Below are 20,059 nucleotides of genomic sequence, written 5' to 3'. Positions count from 1 at the left end.
CGGTTACGCAGGCAAAGATATAACATCCCGGTTTATATACTATGACCATTGATCTATCGCAGTTTCACCAGGTCTTTTATGAGGAAAGTTTCGAAGGGTTAGATGTTATGGAGGCCGCGCTCATGGAGCTCGATCCCGATAATATCGACGACGAGACGATAAACTCCATATTCCGTTCCGCACACTCCATTAAAGGGGGGAGTGCGACTTTTGGTTTTACTTCAGTTTCTGAATTTACCCACGGCCTGGAAACCATTCTTGATCAGGTTCGCTCGGGGAAAAGAAAATTTGGGCCGGAAGATGTTAACACATGTTTAAAGTCCGTCGATTGCATGCGCGAAATGCTTCAGCTTTTACAGGCTGGTGAAGAAGGGCACACGAACCTTTCTGTCGAACTTAAGAATACTTTCGAGGCTATGCTTGAAAACAAGCCCGTCACGCAGCAACCAATCACGCTCGTAAGCGACGCTGAAAACACCGATGAAACAGCGGTGTTTTCTCCGCGCACTACAGAATTACCCGAGGGTAAAATCCGATTATTTCGAATTTCGTTTATTCCAGAAGTGGGAATACTGAAAACGGGTAACGATGTTGTTCGTATGTTTCGAGAGCTTAGTGATCTGGGCGATATTTTAGAAAATAACTGTACAGGAAAATTCAATAACTTCGCTACACTTGACCCTGAAAACTGCTATCTCAGTTGGAACCTTCTAATTGAAACCGAAAAGGAAAGGCAGTTAATTGAAGAAGTCTTTGAGTGGGTTGAGGATGAATCCGAATTATCTATAGTTGAAGAGTGTCCACAGAAATGCTGGTATATTACATTTAGACCTGCCGAAGATATATTGCGTTCGGGAAACGAGCCTCTGCGTTTGTTTAGAGCGTTGAGAGATCTTGGGGATCTTAAGATAAAGGCGAATACTGAAAATATTTTATCCCTAAATTTGATGGATCACGAATTATGCGCACTATATTGGGATATAGAGCTATACGCGGAATCAATAACTCAAGATGAGATACTCGAAGTTTTTGAATGGGTTAAGGATGATGCCGAACTGGATATTCGATTCGGATCTCATGTGCCAAAAGAACACCAAGAAAAACCTGAAGCTCCTATTGTAGGCAATGCCGAATACGGAGAAGTTGAGAGGCCTGCCACCTCATCATCTGAAATACCAACCTCTGAGTTGGTGGAGATAAACAAAGAATCCCCTCCCTTACAATCCGCAACAACGCCGGTGGTGGCAAAAGTAAATGCTATCGCGGCAAAAAAAACAACAGCAGAAAATGGCTCCATTCGTGTCGGTATCGACAAGGTCGATAATCTGATCAATATGGTTGGCGAACTTGTCATTACCCAATCGATGCTCGGCCAGCTGGGTACCGATTTTGAAGTGGAGCGCATTCCAAAATTATTAGAAGGATTAACTCAACTCGAGCAGAACACGCGCGAGCTTCAGGAAAGCGTCATGCGTATTCGTATGTTGCCTATTAGCTTCGCTTTTAGCCGTTTCCCCCGCATGGTTCGCGATCTTGGGCAAAGTTTGGGCAAGCAGATTCATCTGGAAATGCATGGTGAGCAGACTGAACTTGATAAGACGGTAATGGAAAAAATAGGCGATCCGCTTGTACACTTAGTGCGCAATGCTGTGGACCACGGAATTGAACTTCCTGATGAACGCGAAGGAAAAGGAAAGCCGGCTTTAGGCTCCATTGCGTTAAATGCCTATCATCAGGGGGGCAATGTTGTTATTGAAATTAGGGATGATGGTAAGGGTTTGGATAGAGCGGCGATTCGCATAAAGGCCATCGAAAAATCTGTGGTGACGGAAGCAGAAGCAGAAAATTTTTCTGATGAGCAAATGTTTGATCTAATATTTCAGCCTGGGTTCTCAACAGCCAAGACAGTGAGTGATGTCTCTGGCCGTGGTGTGGGTATGGACGTTGTAAAACGTAATATTCAGGCTCTGAACGGTACAGTCGAGTTAAAATCGAAAATTGATGAAGGTTCTACAATTACTATCCGCTTACCGTTAACACTGGCGATATTAGATGGTCAGCTAGTTCGCGTCGGTAACGAAACCTATATATTCCCATTGGTCTCCATTGTTGAATCTCTGCAGTGTCGAAAGGAATCTATCAGCAAAGTTGCCGGAGGATGTGATGTATTTAAATTGCGTGACGACTACGTGCCTATTATCGAACTTTATAAATCTTTCGCTATTCGACCGGATACAAAGGATCTCGATCAATCCCTGATCGTGGTAGTAGAGTCCGATGGTGAAAAAGTTGGCATTGTAGTTGACGAATTACTCGCACAGCAACAAGTAGTCATAAAAAGCCTGGAACAAAATTACCGCAGGGTGGATGGCGTTTCGGGGGCAACCATTCTTGGCGATGGAACGGTCGCACTGATTCTTGATGTTGGTGGCATTGTGAAGTTAGCAGGCGAAAAGTTTGGTGTAGCGCATCAGCTTACGCAGACGCGTAACCATGCAGCTCAATTGTTGGACTCGCAGGCAATAGGGATCTGCTAGGGCTCCTTATTATTCAATCCAGGATTTTCCCGGAGGATTTATGCAGATACAGTCGGACGTCGTAGCAGAAAAACCAACTAAGTCGGCTGTCGTATCGGCAGGAGGGACCAGCCTGGATTGTGATCTTAACGACCAATATTTGACGTTTATTATGGCTGGCGAAGAGTACGGTGTTGATATCCTGTGTGTGCAGGAAATTCGCGGGTGGGAATCCGCGACACCGCTACCGAATGCCCCAACTCATATCAAAGGAGTTATTAATTTAAGGGGTACCATTGTTCCAATTGTCGATTTGCGCCAGTGTTTTGGCCTGCCTGCGATTGAATATACCAACGTAACCGTTGTTATTGTACTTAAGGTTTATACCGGTGATGGTGATCGGATTATGGGGGTTGTGGTAGATGCGGTTTCAGATGTTTATGCTCTTTCGTCGGGCGAACTGCGGGCTGCTCCAGACCTAGGTAATGCAGTGAACACCGATTTTATACGTGGACTCGTTAGCGTGCAGGAAAAAATGGTAATTCTTCTTGATATAGATAAATTACTTACATTGGAAGATGTACCAAACCTATCGAATTTGGCCGAGCAGATTAAGCTCTCCCATGGATAATTAAAGGGTAAATAATTATGAATAAGTTTCTTTCAGCTATCGGTTTCGCAAAATCGCAAGCATGCAAGGAGATGGAGGATAAGCTCGAGGCTGTTAGTCGTACTCAGGCCATGGTTGAATTCGATATAAAAGGGAATATTCTCACTGCAAACGACAATTTTTTGGATGTGATGGGGTATCGGCGAGAAGAGGTTGTTGGTCGACACCATAGTGTTTTTGTGGATAGTGAATATGCTGCAAGCTTGGAATACAAGCAGTTTTGGACTGGCCTAGCTCATGGTGATCATCAGGTTCGAGAATTTAAAAGAATTGGGAAAAAAGGAAATGAAATTTGGATTGAAGGTTCCTACAACCCACTTTTAGATGCGAGCGGTAAGCCCTATAAGGTCGTTAAATTCGCTATTGATGTTACCAAGCGAAAACACGAGGAGCTAGCCAACAAGCGGCGGGCAGATTTGGCTAATGCGTTAAAGTTGTGCCAAGCAAATGTCATGATCGCAGATCATGACCTCAATATCGTATATCTTAATGATACGGTAAGGGAAATGTTACTCAGTAATGAGAAAGAAATACAAGAAGAGCTACCTTCTTTTACGGTAAATTCTTTAATTGGCGGGAATATTGATCAATTTCATGCTAAACCGGAGCATCAACGTAACCTGTTAAAAAATCTTAAAGAACCATTTAAAGCCGATATTAAAATCGGTAAATTAACGTTCTGTTTAATCGCGTCTCCGTGGTTTGACGAGGAAGGGAATCGATTGGGTTCGCTTGTAGAGTGGGAGGATAAAACGCAGAGGTTAGCGCAGGAAAATATACGAGCAGCCGAAGCCGCAGAAAATTTACGTATTCGTCAGGCGCTGGATGTCTGCGATACATCGGTGATGTTGACGGATTATGATATGAATATCATCTATATGAACGATGCTTCAAAGAACATGATGCAGAGGCGGGAAGATGAAATACGTAAGACGCTTCCGAGATTTTCCGTCGGAAAGTTAATTGGTATGTGTATTGACGATTTTCACGTTAAGCCTGAATTTCAACGAGGGCTATTAATGAATCTTAAAGCGCCCCATAAGGCTGATATTCAGCTTTCATCTTTAACCTTTGGTCTAGTTGCTACGCCTTTGTACGACGGTGATAGGAAACGGCTGGGAACCGTTGTTGAATGGAATGATAAAACGGATCGATTGGCAAAAGAGTTCGAAGAAAAATCCCTGGCGGAAGAGAATGCTCGAGTAAAGCAAGCACTGGATAATGTGTCGGCCAACGTTATGATCGCCGATAACGATGCGAATATTATATATTTGAACGATGCAGTCAAAGGCATGATGAAAAACGCGGAAATCGATATTCGGAAAGATCTGCCGAATTTTGACGCCTCTAAGCTAGACGGTCAAAGTATGGATGTGTTCCATAAAGATCCATCACATCAACGAAGACTTCTTTCGCAGCTTACCGCTACTTACCACGGAAAAGCAGAAGTAGGAGGCAGATCATTTACTGTTATCGCAAACCCTGTGTCGGTTGATGGAACGCGTATAGGTAGCGTTGTTGAATGGGCGGATATAACCGATGAAGTTGCCATCGAGCGAGAGATTGACTCTATTGTTGAATCGGCCAGCGCTGGTGATTTTAGTAAGCATATTTCTTTGGAGGGTAAGTCTGGCTTCTTCGCCAACTTGGGAAAAGGCCTCAACGAATTGATTGGCACTGTTGAAGTTGCTTTGAATGATGTTATACGAATGTTGGATTCTATGGCTAGAGGCGATTTGTCTGAACGTATTACGCGCGACTATGAAGGCGCGTTTAGAACCATGAAGAATGACGCCAATACCACGGCAGATAAGCTTACGGAAGTGATTACCAAAATTCGTACAGCATCTTCCGCGATCGGATCTGCCGCGAATGAACTTGCACAGGGTAATGCCGACCTCAGTCAACGAACGGAACAGCAAGCGTCTTCGCTAGAAGAAACGGCGTCCAGTATGGAGCAAATGACATCCACTGTTAAACAGAGTGCAGATAACGCCATTCGGGCTAGCAGCTTGGCAATGGAAGCTCAAACTAAAGCGCAAACAGGAGGCGATGTTGTGAGTCGCGCAGTGGGTTCCATGGAGGAGATTAATGATTCTAGCAAGAAGATTAGCGACATTATCGGTGTGATTGATGAGATTGCTTTTCAGACGAACTTATTGGCGTTGAATGCTGCAGTTGAAGCGGCTCGAGCGGGTGAGCAGGGTAGAGGCTTTGCGGTAGTGGCCGGAGAAGTAAGAAATCTGGCGCAACGGTCAGCCGGAGCAGCAAAAGAAATTAAAGACCTTATTCGCGATAGCGTTAACAAAGTGCAGGATGGGACAGCGCTGGTCAATGAATCTGGACAAACGCTTGCCGATATTGTTTCGTCTGTTGAAAGCGTAACTGCGATGATGAGAGAAATCGCCGATGCATCGAAAGAGCAAACTTCGGGAATCGAGCAGGTCAATACTGCCGTTTCACAAATGGATGAAATGACGCAACAAAACGCTGCGTTGGTTGAGCAAGCCTCTGCGGCGGGAGAGGCAATGGCGGAGCAAGCCAACTCACTAAACCAAGTAGTTGATTTTTTCTCAATTACATCTCACAGGGAAAAAACAGCGCTATCAAATCCCAATCAACGGCCTGGGGAGTCTACCCGGGAAGTACCCAGTCCGCAGTACGGTCAGTCGTCGGATGCTGATGATGAGTGGGAGGATTTTTAGATGTTTTTATATGATTGGTTATGCTTGAATATAATTGTTGGGGGAAATCGCTAGCTATGTCGGCGATCGAGGATTTTTCCGGTCGAGAGTTTCCGATGTCAGATCGGAACTTCGATAAGATTAAGGATGTTGCATATTCACTTACGGGAATAAGCTTATCGAACCATAAAAAAAATATGGTATACGGTCGACTGGCTCGACGTTTAAGGCGTTTGCAGTTGGGGAGCTTTGACCAGTACTGCAGTTTGATTTCGGAAAGTAAAAGCCATGAGCATGTAGAGTTTGTCAATGCTATTACTACAAACCTGACCTCTTTTTTTCGTGAAAATCATCACTTCGAATATTTAGTTGATACGCTCCTGCCTGAAGTTGTGAAACATAAAAAGGAGAAACGACTACGTGTCTGGTCCGCAGGTTGTTCTACAGGAGAAGAGCCCTATTCGATTGCTATGGTATTAAAATCGTATTCTGGTTTGAATAGTTGGGATGTGAAAGTGCTGGCAACGGATCTGGATTCAAATGTTGTCTCAAAGGGGAAACATGGTGTTTATCCTGTTGAGAGGGCAGAATCTATACCGCATAATTATCGTCGCTATTTATCTGTTAATAATGAAACAGAAAAAGTTAAAGTTAAAAAGGTGATTCAAGAAATGATCACATTTAAACAGCTTAATCTTTTGCATGCCTGGCCAATGAAAGGTCCATTCGACCTTATATTTTGTCGGAATGTCGTTATTTATTTTGACTCAGATACACAGCGGAATCTCTTTGATCGGTACGCGAATATCCTAGTCCCCGAGGGGCGCCTTTTTATTGGCCATTCTGAAAATTTGCATAATATTAGTGGTCGTTTTAGCTCGCTTGGAAAAACGATCTATCAACTTTCTTAAAACGATTAACTCACTATTCCCTGAGTGGGTGTGTGAGTTGGCAAAGGCGGAAATTGATTGAATCTACACAGCTCGTTTAAACCGCTTCCCTCGATAAAGGGGTTTGAGCATATAAACCGATACTGGGACAAACGCATGGGTGCACCTGCCGCCAAAATATTGCCAGGTGAGTGCTATGTCAGTAATAGCGGTGAAATGATCGTGACGGTCTTAGGTTCTTGTGTTGCTGCCTGTATTCGAGATTCGGCAATTGGTGTAGGTGGTATGAACCACTTTATGTTGCCAGTGAAAATAGGACAGAAAATGATATCGCGCCCGAGTGTTGTCAATGCGGAGCTTTGCTATGGCAACTGGGCAATGGAATATTTGATCAATGCTATTATAAAGCAAGGAGGAAGGCGAGATCGCATGGAAGTAAAAATATTTGGTGGTGGCCGGGTGTTAAGCAGTATGACAAATATGGATATCGGTGGGCGCAATGTTGAGTTCGTATTAGATTATTTGCAAAAAGATGGGTTGAACGTGGCCGCCCAGGATTTAGGCAGTGATTATCCTCGCAAGGTTCTATATTTTCCTGATACGGGCGCGGTTAAGCTGAAAAAATTGCGTACCCGAAATAACGATACTATTGAGCAAAGGGAGAAGGCGTATTTGGCTGCTATGGTGAAGAAACCTACTTCCGGTGCTGTAGAACTTTTTTAGACATCACCCGAATGCTTCATGACGATCAGCGAGTGGTTGGTAGAAGAAGATGATTGTTGTTTTGCGCTGCCTCTCAATATTAATCGGGAAAATATGGTAAGAGGTGGGGCTGAGGATGACGGCCAATAATTTTGGTATTCAGTTTACATTGCGGTGTTGCGGGTTAGGCTTAGGAATCGTAAACTTATTTAGATGTTTTCTCGTTAACTGTTAGTCATTGATGTAAAAAAATCTGGCTGAAATCATTAATGGAATTATGCGCCCGTGTCTAAAAGAACTGGAAAAATCAAAGTGCTAATTATTGATGACTCCGCATTAATACGTGCGCTGTTATCGGAAGTATTAAAATCGCACCCGGATATTGAAGTGGTAGGCGCCGCTTGTGATGCTTATGAAGCGCGAGAATTGATTAAACAAACTTCACCAGATGTTCTGACGCTTGATATCGAAATGCCTCGAATGAATGGCATAACATTCCTCAAAAATTTAATGCGTCTGCGTCCCATGCCTGTGGTGATGATATCAACGCTTACCCAGGAAGGTGCTCCTTCAACCCTTGAAGCGTTGGAGTTGGGCGCAATTGATTTTGTGGCTAAACCGAAAAATGAAGGTGGCGGCGCACTGGAGCGTTATCGCGATGTTATTCTCGAAAAAGTAATATGCGCGGCCAATGCCAATGTTCATACCTGTGCAGAACTGCGTGCGGTTGGCGGTTCAAAAATTGAAGTAGACAGCACCGCAAAGCTAAAGTACGGGTTTCTTTGTGCGATCGGCGCATCTACCGGAGGAACCGAAGCCATAAAAGAGGTTGTACGTGTATTGCCAGAATATTGCCCGCCAATTGTTGTCGCTCAGCATATTCCTGAAACCTTTAGCCGTTCCTTTGCCAAGCGTTTGAATGATGCCGCACGGGTTAATGTTTATGAAGCCGTGCATGGCCAGCCCATCGAACCCGGCAACGTATACATTGCGCCAGGTAATGCACATTTGCGTGTCGCTCTAAATGGCGGCGCCTACTATTGTGAGCTGGGGCAGGATGAGCATATTAATCGTCATAGACCATCGGTAGAAGCGTTGTTTGATTCTGTGCGTAATGCTGCAGGTAAGCGCAGTATGGGCGTTTTACTGACAGGTATGGGAGCTGACGGTGCCGAAGCACTGCTGCGTATGCGAGAGGCTGGCGCGTTTACTGTCGCTCAGGATAAGGCGTCCAGTGTTGTTTGGGGTATGCCGGGAGCCGCTGTGAAGTTGGAGGCGGCAGAAAAAGTATTGCCTCTGAACAAGGTGACCCGCTGTATTTTGAAGCAGGCATTTCGATAAACCTGTGAATTACTCAGCATGATTGAAAAATGAGCGATATACTTAGGAGAGGCGTTTTTTGCCGTTCGCTCTTCAGAAGAAGCGCAACAGGTGTGGTAAGATGCGCGCGATTTAAGTTGGTGATAATTCACCGTAAAGTGAACGAAATTACCTGTTGTTTAAATTATCGTCGAAGAACGTTCAAGCGAAGCTTGTTCTCTCGGCCATAGAGAAGAGACACATAACATGGCTATTAAGTCTGAAATTGCGGATAGCGGCAAGACACTTAAAATCGTGATCGAGGGTCGTTTCGATGCTTCGTCCTTGGATGACTTTCGTCGAGCCTATGAGGATGTAGATTCCCACTCGTTGGAAGCTTATTGTGTTGACCTGGGTGGCACAGTTCATCTGGATAGTTCGGCATTAGGAATGCTACTTGTACTAAGGGATTTTGCCGGCGGCGACAGCGCAAACATAACCATTAATAACTGCAGTCCTGAAGTTAAAAAAATATTCGCTATTTCCAGTTTTGAGCAATTATTTGAAATTCAGTAAACTTTGCACGTGCTGTTAAGAAAAATCGAAAGCGTGGTGTTGGTCAAAGAAAGTGGCGAGCGGTGCAAATCTATGCTTAAAACGAGGCCGCTTTGTGAATAGTAACGGTGAGCCAAGTCTCAATATTCTTATCGCGGAAGATTCTGCTCCCGATCGCTTGATTCTTGAGTCTATTATTATTCGCGCAGGACATACAGTAATAGCTGTTGCCGACGGATTGAAAGCCGTTGAAGCCTATAGTGAATGCCTGCCCGATCTCATTTTGCTCGATGTGCTTATGCCTAATATGGGTGGCATTGAAGCGGCGGTGCAAATACGCAAGCTCGCCGGAGATGAATTTGTTCCCATTATTTTTCTTACGTCATTGTCGGACGATGAATCTCTGGTTGAGTGTATCGAAGCCGGTGGTGATGATTTTCTGCCTAAGCCATATAACCCAGTTGTACTAACCTCCAAAATAAAAGCCTTCAGACGTGTGCGCGAGATGCACCAAACCTTGGCACAGCAAAAAGCTCTTATTGAAGTTCACAATCAGCATCTTATTCAGGAGCAGAGAGTCGCTAAACAAGTCTACGATAAAATTGCTCATTCGGGTTGTTTGGATCTAGACATCATTCACTCCTATATGTCTCCCCTGGCGGTTTTTAATGGTGACGTTTTGGTTGCCGAAATCAGCCCGAGTGGTAGTGTGCTTATGCTGTTGGGCGACTTTACCGGCCATGGATTACCGGCGGCCATTGGTTCCATGCCTTTAGCGACAACCTTTTATGGTATGGCGCGTAAAGGTTTTTCTATGGACGATATTCTTAAGGAAATAAACGCCAAGCTTCATGACATTTTGCCGATTGGATTTTTTTGCTGTGCGACGCTTATCGATATTAATTTCGATAAGCGTCGCATGCGAATATGGAATGGCGGTTTGCCAGAGAGCTTTTTATACCGTGCTCGCACCAACAGCTACGAAGTGCTGCAGTCTAAAAATTTACCGCTCGGCGTGTTGTCGGAAGAAAAATTTCGCGTAGAGAGTCACCGAATTCCGTTGGAATTTGGCGACCGTTTTTACATGTGGTCAGATGGCGTATTTGAAGCCCGCGATAAGTCGGGTGAGATGTTTGGAGAACCCCGGCTTCACAAACTGATGAGCAAGTATCGGGGGGAAAGTAAATTGTTCGATGAGATTTTGGCGCAGGTTCACAATCATATTGGTGAATCAGATAAGGACGATGATATTTCCCTTGTGGAAGTGTTAATTGAAGACTTCCCAATAAAACGGATTGAAGATCACGGTCACGCCCACCGGACGGGGCAGTTGGTTGACTGGTCTCTCTCGTTTGAAGTGAACGAAACCAGCTTAAAGAAGTTCGACCCTTTGCCCTTGCTTGTCAATATTACTGCGGAAGTACCGGGCTTAAAAGATCGAAGCACGACGCTGTACACGGTTCTTGCCGAGCTTTATGCTAATGCTTTGGAGCACGGTGTGCTCGGCCTTTCGTCAAAGTTAAAGCAGACTCCTCGAGGCTTTGCAGAATTTTATAAACTGAAGCATGTGCGTTTGAATGATCTGTCTGAAGGGTGGGTGAAAGTGCAGTTGAAACACACTGCTCACGAGTCTGGCGGTCTGCTCAATATTCGCGTAACCGATAGTGGGAAAGGGTTTATACCCAAAAAAGTTGTACAGGAAGACGTGCGCGATAATAAGCCGGATTACTATGGTAGAGGCATGTCGTTAATGGGCTCTATCTGTGAAAAATTAACTGTTCATCCGCCAGGAAACGATATCGAAGTCGATTTTCGTTGGCATCTGGATGATGGCCATGATTAGTAAAGAGGAAAAGAATGTCACAGAGTGAAGCCGATTTAGACATGGTAATGCTTGAGGGGTTAAAAAAGCTGTTGGCAGACAAATTTGATGAGTTGATAACCACATTCAACAGTGATTGTGCAGCTCGTATAGGTCGTATAGCTGATGCGCTGCCCGATCAAAATTTTACCGTTATTTGTCACGAAGCCCACGGAGTGAAAGGCAGTTGCCGTAATATGGGTGTCAATTCACTGGCTGAGTTGTGCGATAAGATGGAATCCAAGGCAAGAGTTCAAGATGGAAGCGATATGGAGCAACTTTTTGCCGCTATAGAGCAACAATTTGCCGCTGCTTCGAATCAGTTGAGTTCACTTCTCCCGTAATCCCTGCAACCCCTCCCGTTTTCCCTGCTGGCATAAGCCTTGCTCATAGTTATGCGTTAAGCCAACTACTACGAGATTAGGTAATGCAACCCATCTTAGATATCAAAGCCGCGGACCCTGTAAAAGTAAAAAGTGACGACAGCCACGCAAACCGGAGGGGCGGCCACAGCGATAAAGCTCAGGAGAGCTTTCGGAATACCTTCGCGCGCGAGGAAAAGCAACAGGCAGGCAAAAGCAGCCACCAGCGCGATCACAAATCACAAGCTACGGCTTCTGCCGAGAATACCAAAGCCGAGCAAAAGGCCGAGGCAAGCGCGCGCCCTCAGGGGAGCGACTCTGTTGGCGAGAGTTCACAGAAGATAAAAACTGAGCAGGCCACGGCAGAAACCGTCAAGGCCGAGGATACTTGTACTGTATTGCAGGGCACAGAGCTTAGGGTTCACCCGTTAAAGGGTAATGTCAACTCGGAGCTTAAACCGCTCGGGCTGGCAGCACAGAAGGCCGTGAAGGCTGTGGATGACGAAGTGGAGCTGATAGTTACTAGTCCGCTGGTGGCAGGTGTTGTTCCTCTCCAGCCTCAGATGGGCGCCGTTGTCGATGAATCCGCATTGAATCCGCAAACTGAAGATCCCACCATTTCATTTAGTGCCAGAGGATTGACGCTGCGGGAAAACCTTCGTGCATCGGACCCTAAGGGTGGATTAGCTGTGCTTTCTGATGGTGTAAAACCAGTGGCCGCAGATACGATACTCTCCCCTGAAGGGATCGCGAAGGCTCCGGGTGCGGTAACCTCTGAGCTTAGCCCCAAAGGCGCAGCGATTAACCCGATCGTTGATCAGGTTTCGCAAAACCTTATACGTGGCGAGCAGTCTATGTCAGTGAAATCCGATGCAGTATTCGAAGAGCTGTTTCACGCGGATAAGGTGGTGGCAGAAAATCGCAACGCTGCGGCCGCCGTCGCCACGCCGAATGCTCTACCCACCCCGCAGGACCAGAGCATAAGCCGCATGCAAATGCCGGTGTCTATCAGTTTTGGCAAGCCCCAATGGGCGGGAATGGTTGCCGAGCGGGCTGCAATGATGGCAGGACAGGCAATTCAGTCGGCTGAATTACAATTGGATCCACCAGAGCTAGGGCCGCTGCAGGTTCGCGTGCACGTTCAGAACGACCAGGTAAGCGTGAGCTTTGTATCCTCCCACGCCAATGTACGGGAAGCCCTGGATCTTAGCGCTTCCCGGTTACGGGAACTGTGTGATCAGCAGGGCATGACTCTGGTGGATGTGGATGTATCAGACCACTCCGCACAGCAGCAGCAGGCTGAGGCTGATCAGAATCAATCGGCAGAAGCCGCCGTAGCGGGCACTTCACTGACCGAGGGTGACGGCGAGCTTAAAACGGTACAGCTCAGCGTTAGTTCTGGAATTGATTACTACGCTTAAGCTAACCCTGCAGCTCCACAAGCCTGCTGAGCAGCGGGCTTATTCCTACACGCTACCCTTATTCTTCCAATCATAAAAAACTCAGCCAAAGACACAGTCAAGGTCTACATTTACCAATAGAGCGGTGACGGGAGCTTGGCATATCTCTTGCTCACTGGATAATTACCGGCGGAATAAGACGGAAGTTTGACATGGCTGATGAAGACGAAAATGGCAACGAGCAAAGCGAAGATGGCGCAGAAGGGGGAGGCAAAAAAAAGCTGATTCTTCTAATTGTGTTAGCGCTGATAATTGCTGGAATTTCTGTAGGTGGCACGTTGGCGGCGCTGAAATTTTTCGCCCCATCTCCGCAGGAGCTCGCAGATGGCAATACGGAAGAAGTAGAGCCTCCGCCAATACCTGCGATCTATTACCCCATTAAACCCGCGATTATTGTGAATTTTGATGTGAAAGGGCGGCAGCGATATTTACAGGCAGAGTTAACGCTGTTGATAAGAGATGACGATGTCGTTTCTGCGGTTGAGCTACATATGCCAAAAGTGCGTAATGGTTTGAACCTTCTTATAGGCGGTCAGTTGTACGAAGAGCTCCAGACTGCGGAAGGTAAAGAGCTGCTAAGACAGCAGTGTTTGCAAGAATTACAGAGAATTATGCAGGAAGAAATTGGCAAGCCCGGTGTAGAAATGGTGCTTTTTACCAATTTTGTCATGCAGTAATTACCAGGAGCAACTGTGCAAGATTTACTCTCGCAAGACGAAATTGACGCGCTCTTACATGGCGTTGATGACGGTGATATAGAAACAGAGGACGATCAGGATAACGGTGGAATCCGTAATTACGATCTAACAAGTCAGGATCGTATTGTTCGCGGGCGCATGCCCACCTTGGAAATGATCAACGAGCGTTTTGCCCGTTATACCCGCATCAGTATGTTTAACCTGCTGCGGCGCACTGCAGATGTTTCTGTGGGCGGTATTCAAATTCAAAAGTTTGGCGAATACGTTCATACGCTTTACGTACCTACCAGTCTAAATATGATCAAGTTTCGGCCTCTGCGCGGAACGGCATTGATTATTCTGGATGCAAAACTCGTTTTTAAGTTAGTCGACAATTTTTTTGGTGGCGATGGTCGTCACGCGAAAATTGAAGGCCGTGAATTCACTCCAACAGAGCTGCGCGTTGTGCAAATGGTGTTGGAACAGGTATTTGTCGATTTACGTGAAGCCTGGAAGGCCGTAAAAGTGATCGACTTTGAGTACATCAACTCCGAAGTCAACCCTTCCATGGCCAATATTGTAAGCCCGAGTGAAGTGGTTGTTGTGAGCACCTTTCATGTTGAGCTGGATGGCGGCGGCGGTGAACTGCATATCACTATGCCGTATTCCATGGTGGAACCCATTAGAGAAGTGCTCGATGCTGGACTGCAGTCCGATACCGACGAACGCGACGAGCGTTGGGTGCGAGCCTTGCGTGAAGATGTAATGGATGCGCGGGTTGATTTGGAGTGCGATGTTGTTCGCCGCGAAATCAGCCTGCGCGATATCGTGGATTTAAAAGAGGGCGACATTATCCCTATTAATATGCCGGAAGCACATATCGCTACCGCGAATGGTGTGCCTATGTTCAAAACACAATTCGGGCAGAGTCACGAAAATCTCGCATTAAAAATTCTGGATTTTGTGGCTCGACCCAAAGTCCCCGTAACAAGAGAAGAAGGAGACGGTCATGAGTGATGATGATGTCGATCAGGGCAGTATGGCTGACGAATGGGCTGCAGCGATGGAAGAGCAGGATGCTCCTGAGGATGAAGCGGAGACGATGGAACTGGACGAATTTGAAAGCGTCTCTACGGGGCAGGGCAATGGTAATCCGGATCTTGACGTTATTCTCGATATTCCCGTTAAAATCTCAATGGAAGTGGGGCGAACCTCAATTACCATTCGCAATTTGCTACAGCTAAACCAGGGTTCCGTTATTGAGTTGGATAGGCTCGCAGGAGAACCCCTGGATGTACTGGTGAATGGAACATTGATAGCTCACGGTGAAGTGGTTGTGGTGAACGAAAAATTTGGCATTCGAATGACCGATGTTATTAGTCCTTCGGAGCGCATTAAAAAGCTCAAGTAGGGACGCTCGCCATGGAGATAAACGACAGAAGCACACAGATTGTTTCGCCATCGAAAAAGCGCACCTTTGCTTGCTTGGTTGTTGTGTTTTTCATCAGCCTGAGCGCCACACCCTTTTGTTGGTCTTTGGACGAGGGAATAGCGGCAGAGGCTGGCGCCGTTGCACAAGCTGTGAAAGAGCCGATTGCAGACAAAGAAGTGATGGCACCTACTCGCGTGCTGGGCCAGGTGGCGTTTGGTCTTCTTTTTGTGACTATATTGATCTTTGCTATGGCGTGGCTGACCAAACGCTTGGGATACGGCAACTTTCAGGCGGGGGCGCACATGAAAGTACTGGCTAATCTCCCGTTGAGCGCCCGCGAAAAAGCTGTACTCATCGACGTAGAGGGTACTCGCCTGTTGTTGGGTGTGGCCCCGGGGCGGGTCAATTTAATACAAAAAATGGAGACGCCTCCTCATTACACAGGAGACGCTATGCAGGAAGATATCAACAAAAAAAATGTACAACCGCTGAAAAAGGGGCAGGAGTTTGCCCGTTATTTGAAGTCCATTCTCGATCAGGGAAGTAAGTCCTAATGCAGCGAAATGATGGTTTTTTACCGTTCAAACAGCTACACATAGCGATTTTTTTATGTCTAACTCTGTTGGTAAGTGTCTACCCTCAATTTGCAGCCGCCCAGGAAAATGGAGGCACGGCAGCGGCAGAAGCTATGCTTCAGAAGGGGGTGCAAGGCTTTAAGCCTATTCAAGGTCTACCAGCTGTTACGGTAAAAACGAATAACGATGGTAGTCAGGAATATACGGTAACGTTACAAATTCTGTTCTTAATGACAGCGCTGACATTTTTGCCAGCGATCCTTATGATGATGACATCCTTTACCCGTATCATTATCGTGTTTTCCATCTTGAGGCAGGCTCTCGGGTTGCAGCAGTCTCCTTCTAATCAGATTCTGATTGGGCTCTCGCTATTCCTTTCGTTTTTTATTATGTCGCCAGTACTTAATGAGGTTAATGAAAACGCATTGCAGCCCTATATTAACGAACAGATTTCCGCGAACCAGGCGCTGGAAAACACTAAAATTCCATTTCATGCCTTTATGTTGACAAATACACGTGAAACCGATCTTGATTTGTTTTTTCGTATCGGCCGATTAGAGCCCGTAGCATCAACGCACGAGGTGCCCTTTAGTGTGCTTTTGCCTGCTTTTGTGACATCTGAGCTGAAAACTGCGTTTCAGATCGGTTTTATTATTTTTATTCCCTTTTTGGTTATCGATATCGTGGTAGCCAGTGTGTTGATGGCCATGGGTATGATGATGCTGTCCCCGCTGATTATTTCTCTGCCGTTTAAAATTATGCTGTTTGTTCTAGTAGATGGTTGGGGGCTGATTATCGGCACGCTGGCCGCCAGTTTCGGAATCTAACACCCGCCGGGAGCGCATTATGACACCGGAAATTGCACTACAACTCTTTGGTGAGGCCTTCTATTTAACGGTATCCATGGTTGTTGTTATTGTTGGCCCTAGTTTGATGGTCGGATTAGTGGTAAGTACTTTTCAGGCCGCCACCCAAATTAATGAGCAAACGTTGAGCTTTCTTCCTCGCCTGCTGGTTACCTTGGCAACCATTATGATGACTGGCCCCTGGCTGGTTCAGCGCCTCAGTGATTTATTCACATCGTTAATGATGAAAATACCCGAGATAATTGGGTAATGGAACTTACAGAGGCGCAACTCTACGTCTTTATTCAGCAATACTTTTTACCCTTTGTACGCATTGGCGTAATGTTTATGGTCATGCCGGTAATCGGCTCTCGTATTGTCAATGCCAGAGTTCGTTTGGTGCTGGCGGTACTGGTTAGCATTTGCGTTGCGCCCTTTATACCGGCTATACCGCAAGTACCTTTGCTTAGTCTACAGGCCCTCGGATTTATTGTTCAGGAGGTGTTGGTTGGCGTGGTCGTTGGCTTCAGTTTTCAAATATTTTTTCAAATGTTTGTATTGTGCGGGCAATATATGGCCATGAAAATGGGCCTTGGTTTCGCCTCTATGAACGATCCCACCAACGGTGTACAAACTACCGTTGTTTCCCAATTTTTCTTAATGTTGACAACACTAATTTTTGTCTCCGTCGATGGGCACTTAGTTTTAATCTCTTTAATTGTAGAAAGCTTTCAAACACTGCAGCCGGGTCATTTCTATTTGCAGCCCAGTGTTTTTATGCAGATAGTCAACCTCGCTAGTTGGATGTTTGCATCAGCGCTTGTACTGGCGTTGCCGGTACTAACATCGCTACTATTTGTGAATATGGCATTTGGTGTTATGAGCCGTGCAGCTCCGCAGCTAAATATTTTTGCGGTGGGTTTTCCGTTTACGCTAATGTGCGGCTTGTTGTTGATTTGGGTGGGGTTGTCGAATTTTATCGATATCTTCAATAACACCATGGTGTTTGGGTTCGACGCGGTTAGTCGAATGCTTAAACTCTAACGGGGCGGGTGGACCGATAGCGATGGCAGACGACGATAGCTCGCAGGAAAAAACGGAAGAAGCAACGCCGAAAAAGCTGGATAAAGCTCGGGAAGAGGGGCAGGTTCCCCGGTCGAAGGAATTAACAACAACGGCTGTTTTGTTAGCAGGTACTCTGGGCCTAGTGTTTTTTGGCAGTTTGCTTGCAGGCAAAATGATGACCATTATTCGCATGAATTTCCAGATGAGTCGAGAATCTATATTCGATACAGAATTTATGTTTGCCCAGCTGGGCGCGTCCTTTTGGCAGGCTTTTCTGGGCTTGATCCCATTTTTTTCTATCGTTCTTGTCGCTGCGATTGCCGGGCCGGTTGCTTTGGGCGGTTGGTTGTTTAGTACGAAATCCCTAGCGCCGAAACTCGATCGTATGGACCCTATAAAGGGGCTGGGACGGATGTTTTCCGCCAAGTCACTGATCGAGCTGGTAAAGGCAATCGGTAAAATATTGGTGGTTGTAGGGGTTGCTTTTGTGTTGTTAAAGTCGATGCAGGACGCGCTCCTAGGCTTGGCAAATGAGGGTATAGAGCAGGGCATTATTCACTCGGTTACGCTGAGCTTATGGGCTGCAGTTTTTCTTTCCTCCGCCACCATTATTATTGCGATGGTGGATATTCCCTTTCAGATATGGGATCACGCCAAAAAGTTGAAAATGTCCCGGCAGGACATTAAAGACGAGATGAAAGATTCCGAAGGAAAGCCTGAGGTGAAAGGGAAGATTCGGCAAATGCAGCAGCAGATTGCCCAATCGAGAATGATGGCTTCTGTACCCGATGCAGATGTAGTGATTACCAACCCAACGCACTATTCCATTGCGCTTAAATATAACCCAGAGACAATGCAAACCCCCATATTGTTGGCGAAGGGAGTTGACTTTATGGCCTTGAAAATTCGTGAAGTCGCAAAAGAAAAGAAAATCGAATTTGTAGAGGCGCCATTGTTAGCGCGAGCTATCTACAACACAACGGACTTGGATGAGGAAATACCGGCGGGTTTATACGTGGCTGTTGCCCAAGTATTGGCATACATTTTTCAGCTGCGCGAGTTCAGAAAAGGACAGGGGGAAAGGCCGCAACATCCCCGTAAAATAGATGTTCCCAAAGATATGAGCCACTACTAAAAGTGGAGGAACTTAAAGCGGCGAGTAATCATGCTATTGTTTTTTAGCGGCTTTCGCCGCTTATAGCCCCGCCTGGTAGCTGCGCAACACATTGAGTTTGTGTCCATAACGATCATATTCGGCCTGGCTCACAGAGTGCTTCTGGGCCAGCGTTACGGAGCTTATACTTTTTTCGTACTCACCCAACTGATGGTAAGCAAAAGCCATAGCCAAATAAAACTTAGGCTCATCTTCTTTGATATGTACGGCTTTTCTCAGTAAACGAACGGCATGCTTGTAGTTGCCCATAGACATATCGGAACCTGCGAGTTTCTCCAGGTAATACGGGTTTGTCTTGCTGTAGCCTTCGACTTTTTTCGCCAGCTTTTCAGCCTTAGCCATCTGACCTGTTTGCTGATAGAGAATGTAGATATTGTTGATAATCGAGGGGTTGCGCTTGTCGTACTTAAGTCCTTTTTCATAGGCATCTTGAGCCAGCTTCAGGTGCCCGCTAATTTTGTATGCAACGCCGAGGTTAGACCATACAGAGCCGACTTTTCTATAGGTTTTTGTGGATTTATGCATATAGGCAATGGCTGTTGCGTAATCCTTTTTCTCCATGTATTCCATGCCGATATTGTTGTAGTACTCGGCCAGTGCCTGATGTTCTGATATGCGCTCGGATTTTAGTAATTTTGTTCGAATGGCTGAGTACGCGTCAGCAAATTCAACAATAACCGTATTATTGGGGATCGAGACCTTGACATTGATATGTCCGGGAACAACATAAAAGTCCTTCCTGTCTAGCCAGTCCCGCGGGACATCCACAATTTGAAATTGCGCATTCAAACCCACATAGCGGGCGGCTGCTAAATATAAGCTGGCGTGAGAGAGGCAGTTACCTGTGCCTGCGTTATACGCTTGCTGGGCTGTCAGCGTCTTACCGTAGTTATAAGTAATGCCCAGGTACATGGGGTGGAACAGCAGGCGGTGAAGTTGACGAGCTTTTTCACTTTTGCTGTGAATGGGCCTGATCTCTAAATCCAGAATTTGTTTTATTTCATCATCGATCGCGAGTAAATCAACGTCCTCAATTTTTGGTAGGGTTGAAAGATCGAGAGATTGGTTGGGGATTGGTGAGGGTACGGCCGTTAGTTGCTGGTAAAGGTTGTCCGGATTCGGTTCTGTGACTGAAATAATATCATTCGTAGCGAGTACAGTCGGAACCGCAAAGAACGCTAGGGCCAGTATAAGGCTAAAAGTGGCGCAACGGTAAACGGATGTATTGATCATGGCAGGCCTCATTTTGATGATAATTGCACTACCCCAACAGCTAAATAATAGCACCCTTT

General features: G+C 46.0%; 19 protein-coding genes. 18 read left to right on the top strand and 1 reads right to left on the bottom strand.

From position 1 onward, the window contains the following. The first annotated feature begins 41 nt into the window (after positions 1–41). The 18 genes from H5715_RS09120 to flhB all read left to right on the top strand — a co-directional run bounded on the left by H5715_RS09120 (position 42) and on the right by flhB (position 18,728). Entirely contained in the window at positions 42–2,537 is a 2,496-nt protein-coding gene (locus H5715_RS09120) for a chemotaxis protein CheA (protein WP_075185531.1), read from the top strand. A gap of 40 nt (positions 2,538–2,577) precedes the next feature. Then, a complete protein-coding gene (locus H5715_RS09115) occupies positions 2,578–3,147 on the top strand; it encodes a chemotaxis protein CheW (protein WP_139309774.1) in 570 nt (189 codons plus the stop codon). A 17-nt stretch (positions 3,148–3,164) separates the two neighbouring features. Next, positions 3,165–5,891 carry a methyl-accepting chemotaxis protein gene (locus tag H5715_RS20405; RefSeq protein WP_075185530.1) on the top strand — a complete coding sequence of 909 codons (2,727 nt, stop codon included), beginning with the start codon at positions 3,165–3,167 and terminating at the stop codon, positions 5,889–5,891. Positions 5,892–5,947: 56 nt separating this feature from the next. Next, entirely contained in the window at positions 5,948–6,781 is an 834-nt protein-coding gene (locus H5715_RS09105; protein ID WP_075185529.1) for a CheR family methyltransferase, read from the top strand. 57 nt (positions 6,782–6,838) lie between these two features. Beyond that, positions 6,839–7,483: a chemoreceptor glutamine deamidase CheD gene (gene cheD, locus H5715_RS09100; protein WP_075185528.1), complete on the top strand. Its 645-nt coding sequence runs from the start codon at positions 6,839–6,841 to the stop codon at positions 7,481–7,483. A 264-nt stretch (positions 7,484–7,747) separates the two neighbouring features. Next, the gene (locus H5715_RS09095) at positions 7,748–8,803 is read left to right on the top strand and encodes a protein-glutamate methylesterase/protein-glutamine glutaminase (RefSeq protein ID WP_075185527.1); all 1,056 of its coding nucleotides are present in this window, start codon (positions 7,748–7,750) and stop codon (positions 8,801–8,803) included. Positions 8,804–9,028: 225 nt separating this feature from the next. Continuing rightward, entirely contained in the window at positions 9,029–9,337 is a 309-nt protein-coding gene (locus H5715_RS09090) for an STAS domain-containing protein (protein WP_075185526.1), read from the top strand. A gap of 94 nt (positions 9,338–9,431) precedes the next feature. Continuing rightward, positions 9,432–11,159 carry a SpoIIE family protein phosphatase gene (locus tag H5715_RS09085; RefSeq protein WP_075185525.1) on the top strand — a complete coding sequence of 576 codons (1,728 nt, stop codon included), beginning with the start codon at positions 9,432–9,434 and terminating at the stop codon, positions 11,157–11,159. 14 nt (positions 11,160–11,173) lie between these two features. Then, on the top strand, positions 11,174–11,521 hold the full coding sequence (locus H5715_RS09080; protein WP_075185524.1) for an Hpt domain-containing protein: 348 nt from the start codon (positions 11,174–11,176) through the stop codon (positions 11,519–11,521). 83 nt (positions 11,522–11,604) lie between these two features. Beyond that, positions 11,605–12,960, top strand: coding sequence for a flagellar hook-length control protein FliK (locus tag H5715_RS09075; RefSeq protein ID WP_075185523.1), 1,356 nt, complete (start codon positions 11,605–11,607; stop codon positions 12,958–12,960). A gap of 191 nt (positions 12,961–13,151) precedes the next feature. After that, positions 13,152–13,676: a flagellar basal body-associated FliL family protein gene (locus H5715_RS09070; RefSeq protein WP_075185522.1), complete on the top strand. Its 525-nt coding sequence runs from the start codon at positions 13,152–13,154 to the stop codon at positions 13,674–13,676. A gap of 15 nt (positions 13,677–13,691) precedes the next feature. Further along, positions 13,692–14,693, top strand: coding sequence for a flagellar motor switch protein FliM (fliM, locus tag H5715_RS09065; RefSeq protein WP_075185521.1), 1,002 nt, complete (start codon positions 13,692–13,694; stop codon positions 14,691–14,693). Continuing rightward, the gene (gene fliN / locus H5715_RS09060) at positions 14,686–15,087 is read left to right on the top strand and encodes a flagellar motor switch protein FliN (RefSeq protein WP_075185520.1); all 402 of its coding nucleotides are present in this window, start codon (positions 14,686–14,688) and stop codon (positions 15,085–15,087) included. The genes fliM and fliN overlap by 8 nt, the downstream gene beginning before the upstream one ends. A gap of 11 nt (positions 15,088–15,098) precedes the next feature. After that, positions 15,099–15,662, top strand: coding sequence for a flagellar biosynthetic protein FliO (fliO, locus tag H5715_RS09055; RefSeq protein ID WP_083608011.1), 564 nt, complete (start codon positions 15,099–15,101; stop codon positions 15,660–15,662). Positions 15,663–15,796: 134 nt separating this feature from the next. Further along, positions 15,797–16,510, top strand: coding sequence for a flagellar type III secretion system pore protein FliP (gene fliP, locus H5715_RS09050; protein WP_139309784.1), 714 nt, complete (start codon positions 15,797–15,799; stop codon positions 16,508–16,510). A gap of 19 nt (positions 16,511–16,529) precedes the next feature. Then, complete coding sequence (locus H5715_RS09045; protein WP_075185518.1) at positions 16,530–16,799, top strand: flagellar biosynthetic protein FliQ; 270 nt, start codon at positions 16,530–16,532, stop codon at positions 16,797–16,799. Continuing rightward, positions 16,799–17,572 (top strand): flagellar biosynthetic protein FliR, encoded by a 774-nt coding sequence (gene fliR, locus H5715_RS09040; RefSeq protein ID WP_075185517.1) that lies wholly within the window; start codon positions 16,799–16,801, stop codon positions 17,570–17,572. Before H5715_RS09045 ends, fliR begins: the two co-directional genes overlap by 1 nt. A gap of 22 nt (positions 17,573–17,594) precedes the next feature. Continuing rightward, on the top strand, positions 17,595–18,728 hold the full coding sequence (gene flhB, locus H5715_RS09035; RefSeq protein WP_075185516.1) for a flagellar biosynthesis protein FlhB: 1,134 nt from the start codon (positions 17,595–17,597) through the stop codon (positions 18,726–18,728). Between the two features lie 60 nt (positions 18,729–18,788). Here flhB and H5715_RS09030 read toward each other — a convergent pair whose 3' ends face one another. Further along, positions 18,789–20,000, bottom strand: coding sequence for a tetratricopeptide repeat protein (locus tag H5715_RS09030; RefSeq protein ID WP_075185515.1), 1,212 nt, complete (start codon positions 19,998–20,000; stop codon positions 18,789–18,791). Positions 20,001–20,059 lie beyond the last annotated feature (59 nt).

This window comes from Teredinibacter haidensis (genome assembly GCF_014211975.1).
GTDB lineage: Bacteria > Pseudomonadota > Gammaproteobacteria > Pseudomonadales > Cellvibrionaceae > Teredinibacter > Teredinibacter haidensis.
Note: the sequence above shows the minus strand (reverse complement) of the source record. Positions and strands in the feature narration are given on the sequence as shown.

Coding starts and splice junctions, on each gene's coding strand:
- H5715_RS09120 (WP_075185531.1), top strand. CDS start 42: ATGACCATTGATCTATCGCAGTTTCACCAGGTCTTTTATGAGGAAAGT.
- H5715_RS09115 (WP_139309774.1), top strand. CDS start 2,578: ATGCAGATACAGTCGGACGTCGTAGCAGAAAAACCAACTAAGTCGGCT.
- H5715_RS20405 (WP_075185530.1), top strand. CDS start 3,165: ATGAATAAGTTTCTTTCAGCTATCGGTTTCGCAAAATCGCAAGCATGC.
- H5715_RS09105 (WP_075185529.1), top strand. CDS start 5,948: ATGTCGGCGATCGAGGATTTTTCCGGTCGAGAGTTTCCGATGTCAGAT.
- H5715_RS09090 (WP_075185526.1), top strand. CDS start 9,029: ATGGCTATTAAGTCTGAAATTGCGGATAGCGGCAAGACACTTAAAATC.
- H5715_RS09080 (WP_075185524.1), top strand. CDS start 11,174: ATGTCACAGAGTGAAGCCGATTTAGACATGGTAATGCTTGAGGGGTTA.
- H5715_RS09075 (WP_075185523.1), top strand. CDS start 11,605: ATGCAACCCATCTTAGATATCAAAGCCGCGGACCCTGTAAAAGTAAAA.
- H5715_RS09070 (WP_075185522.1), top strand. CDS start 13,152: ATGGCTGATGAAGACGAAAATGGCAACGAGCAAAGCGAAGATGGCGCA.
- fliN (WP_075185520.1), top strand. CDS start 14,686: ATGAGTGATGATGATGTCGATCAGGGCAGTATGGCTGACGAATGGGCT.
- fliO (WP_083608011.1), top strand. CDS start 15,099: ATGGAGATAAACGACAGAAGCACACAGATTGTTTCGCCATCGAAAAAG.
- fliP (WP_139309784.1), top strand. CDS start 15,797: ATGCTTCAGAAGGGGGTGCAAGGCTTTAAGCCTATTCAAGGTCTACCA.
- H5715_RS09045 (WP_075185518.1), top strand. CDS start 16,530: ATGACACCGGAAATTGCACTACAACTCTTTGGTGAGGCCTTCTATTTA.
- fliR (WP_075185517.1), top strand. CDS start 16,799: ATGGAACTTACAGAGGCGCAACTCTACGTCTTTATTCAGCAATACTTT.
- flhB (WP_075185516.1), top strand. CDS start 17,595: ATGGCAGACGACGATAGCTCGCAGGAAAAAACGGAAGAAGCAACGCCG.
- H5715_RS09030 (WP_075185515.1), bottom strand. CDS start 20,000: ATGATCAATACATCCGTTTACCGTTGCGCCACTTTTAGCCTTATACTG.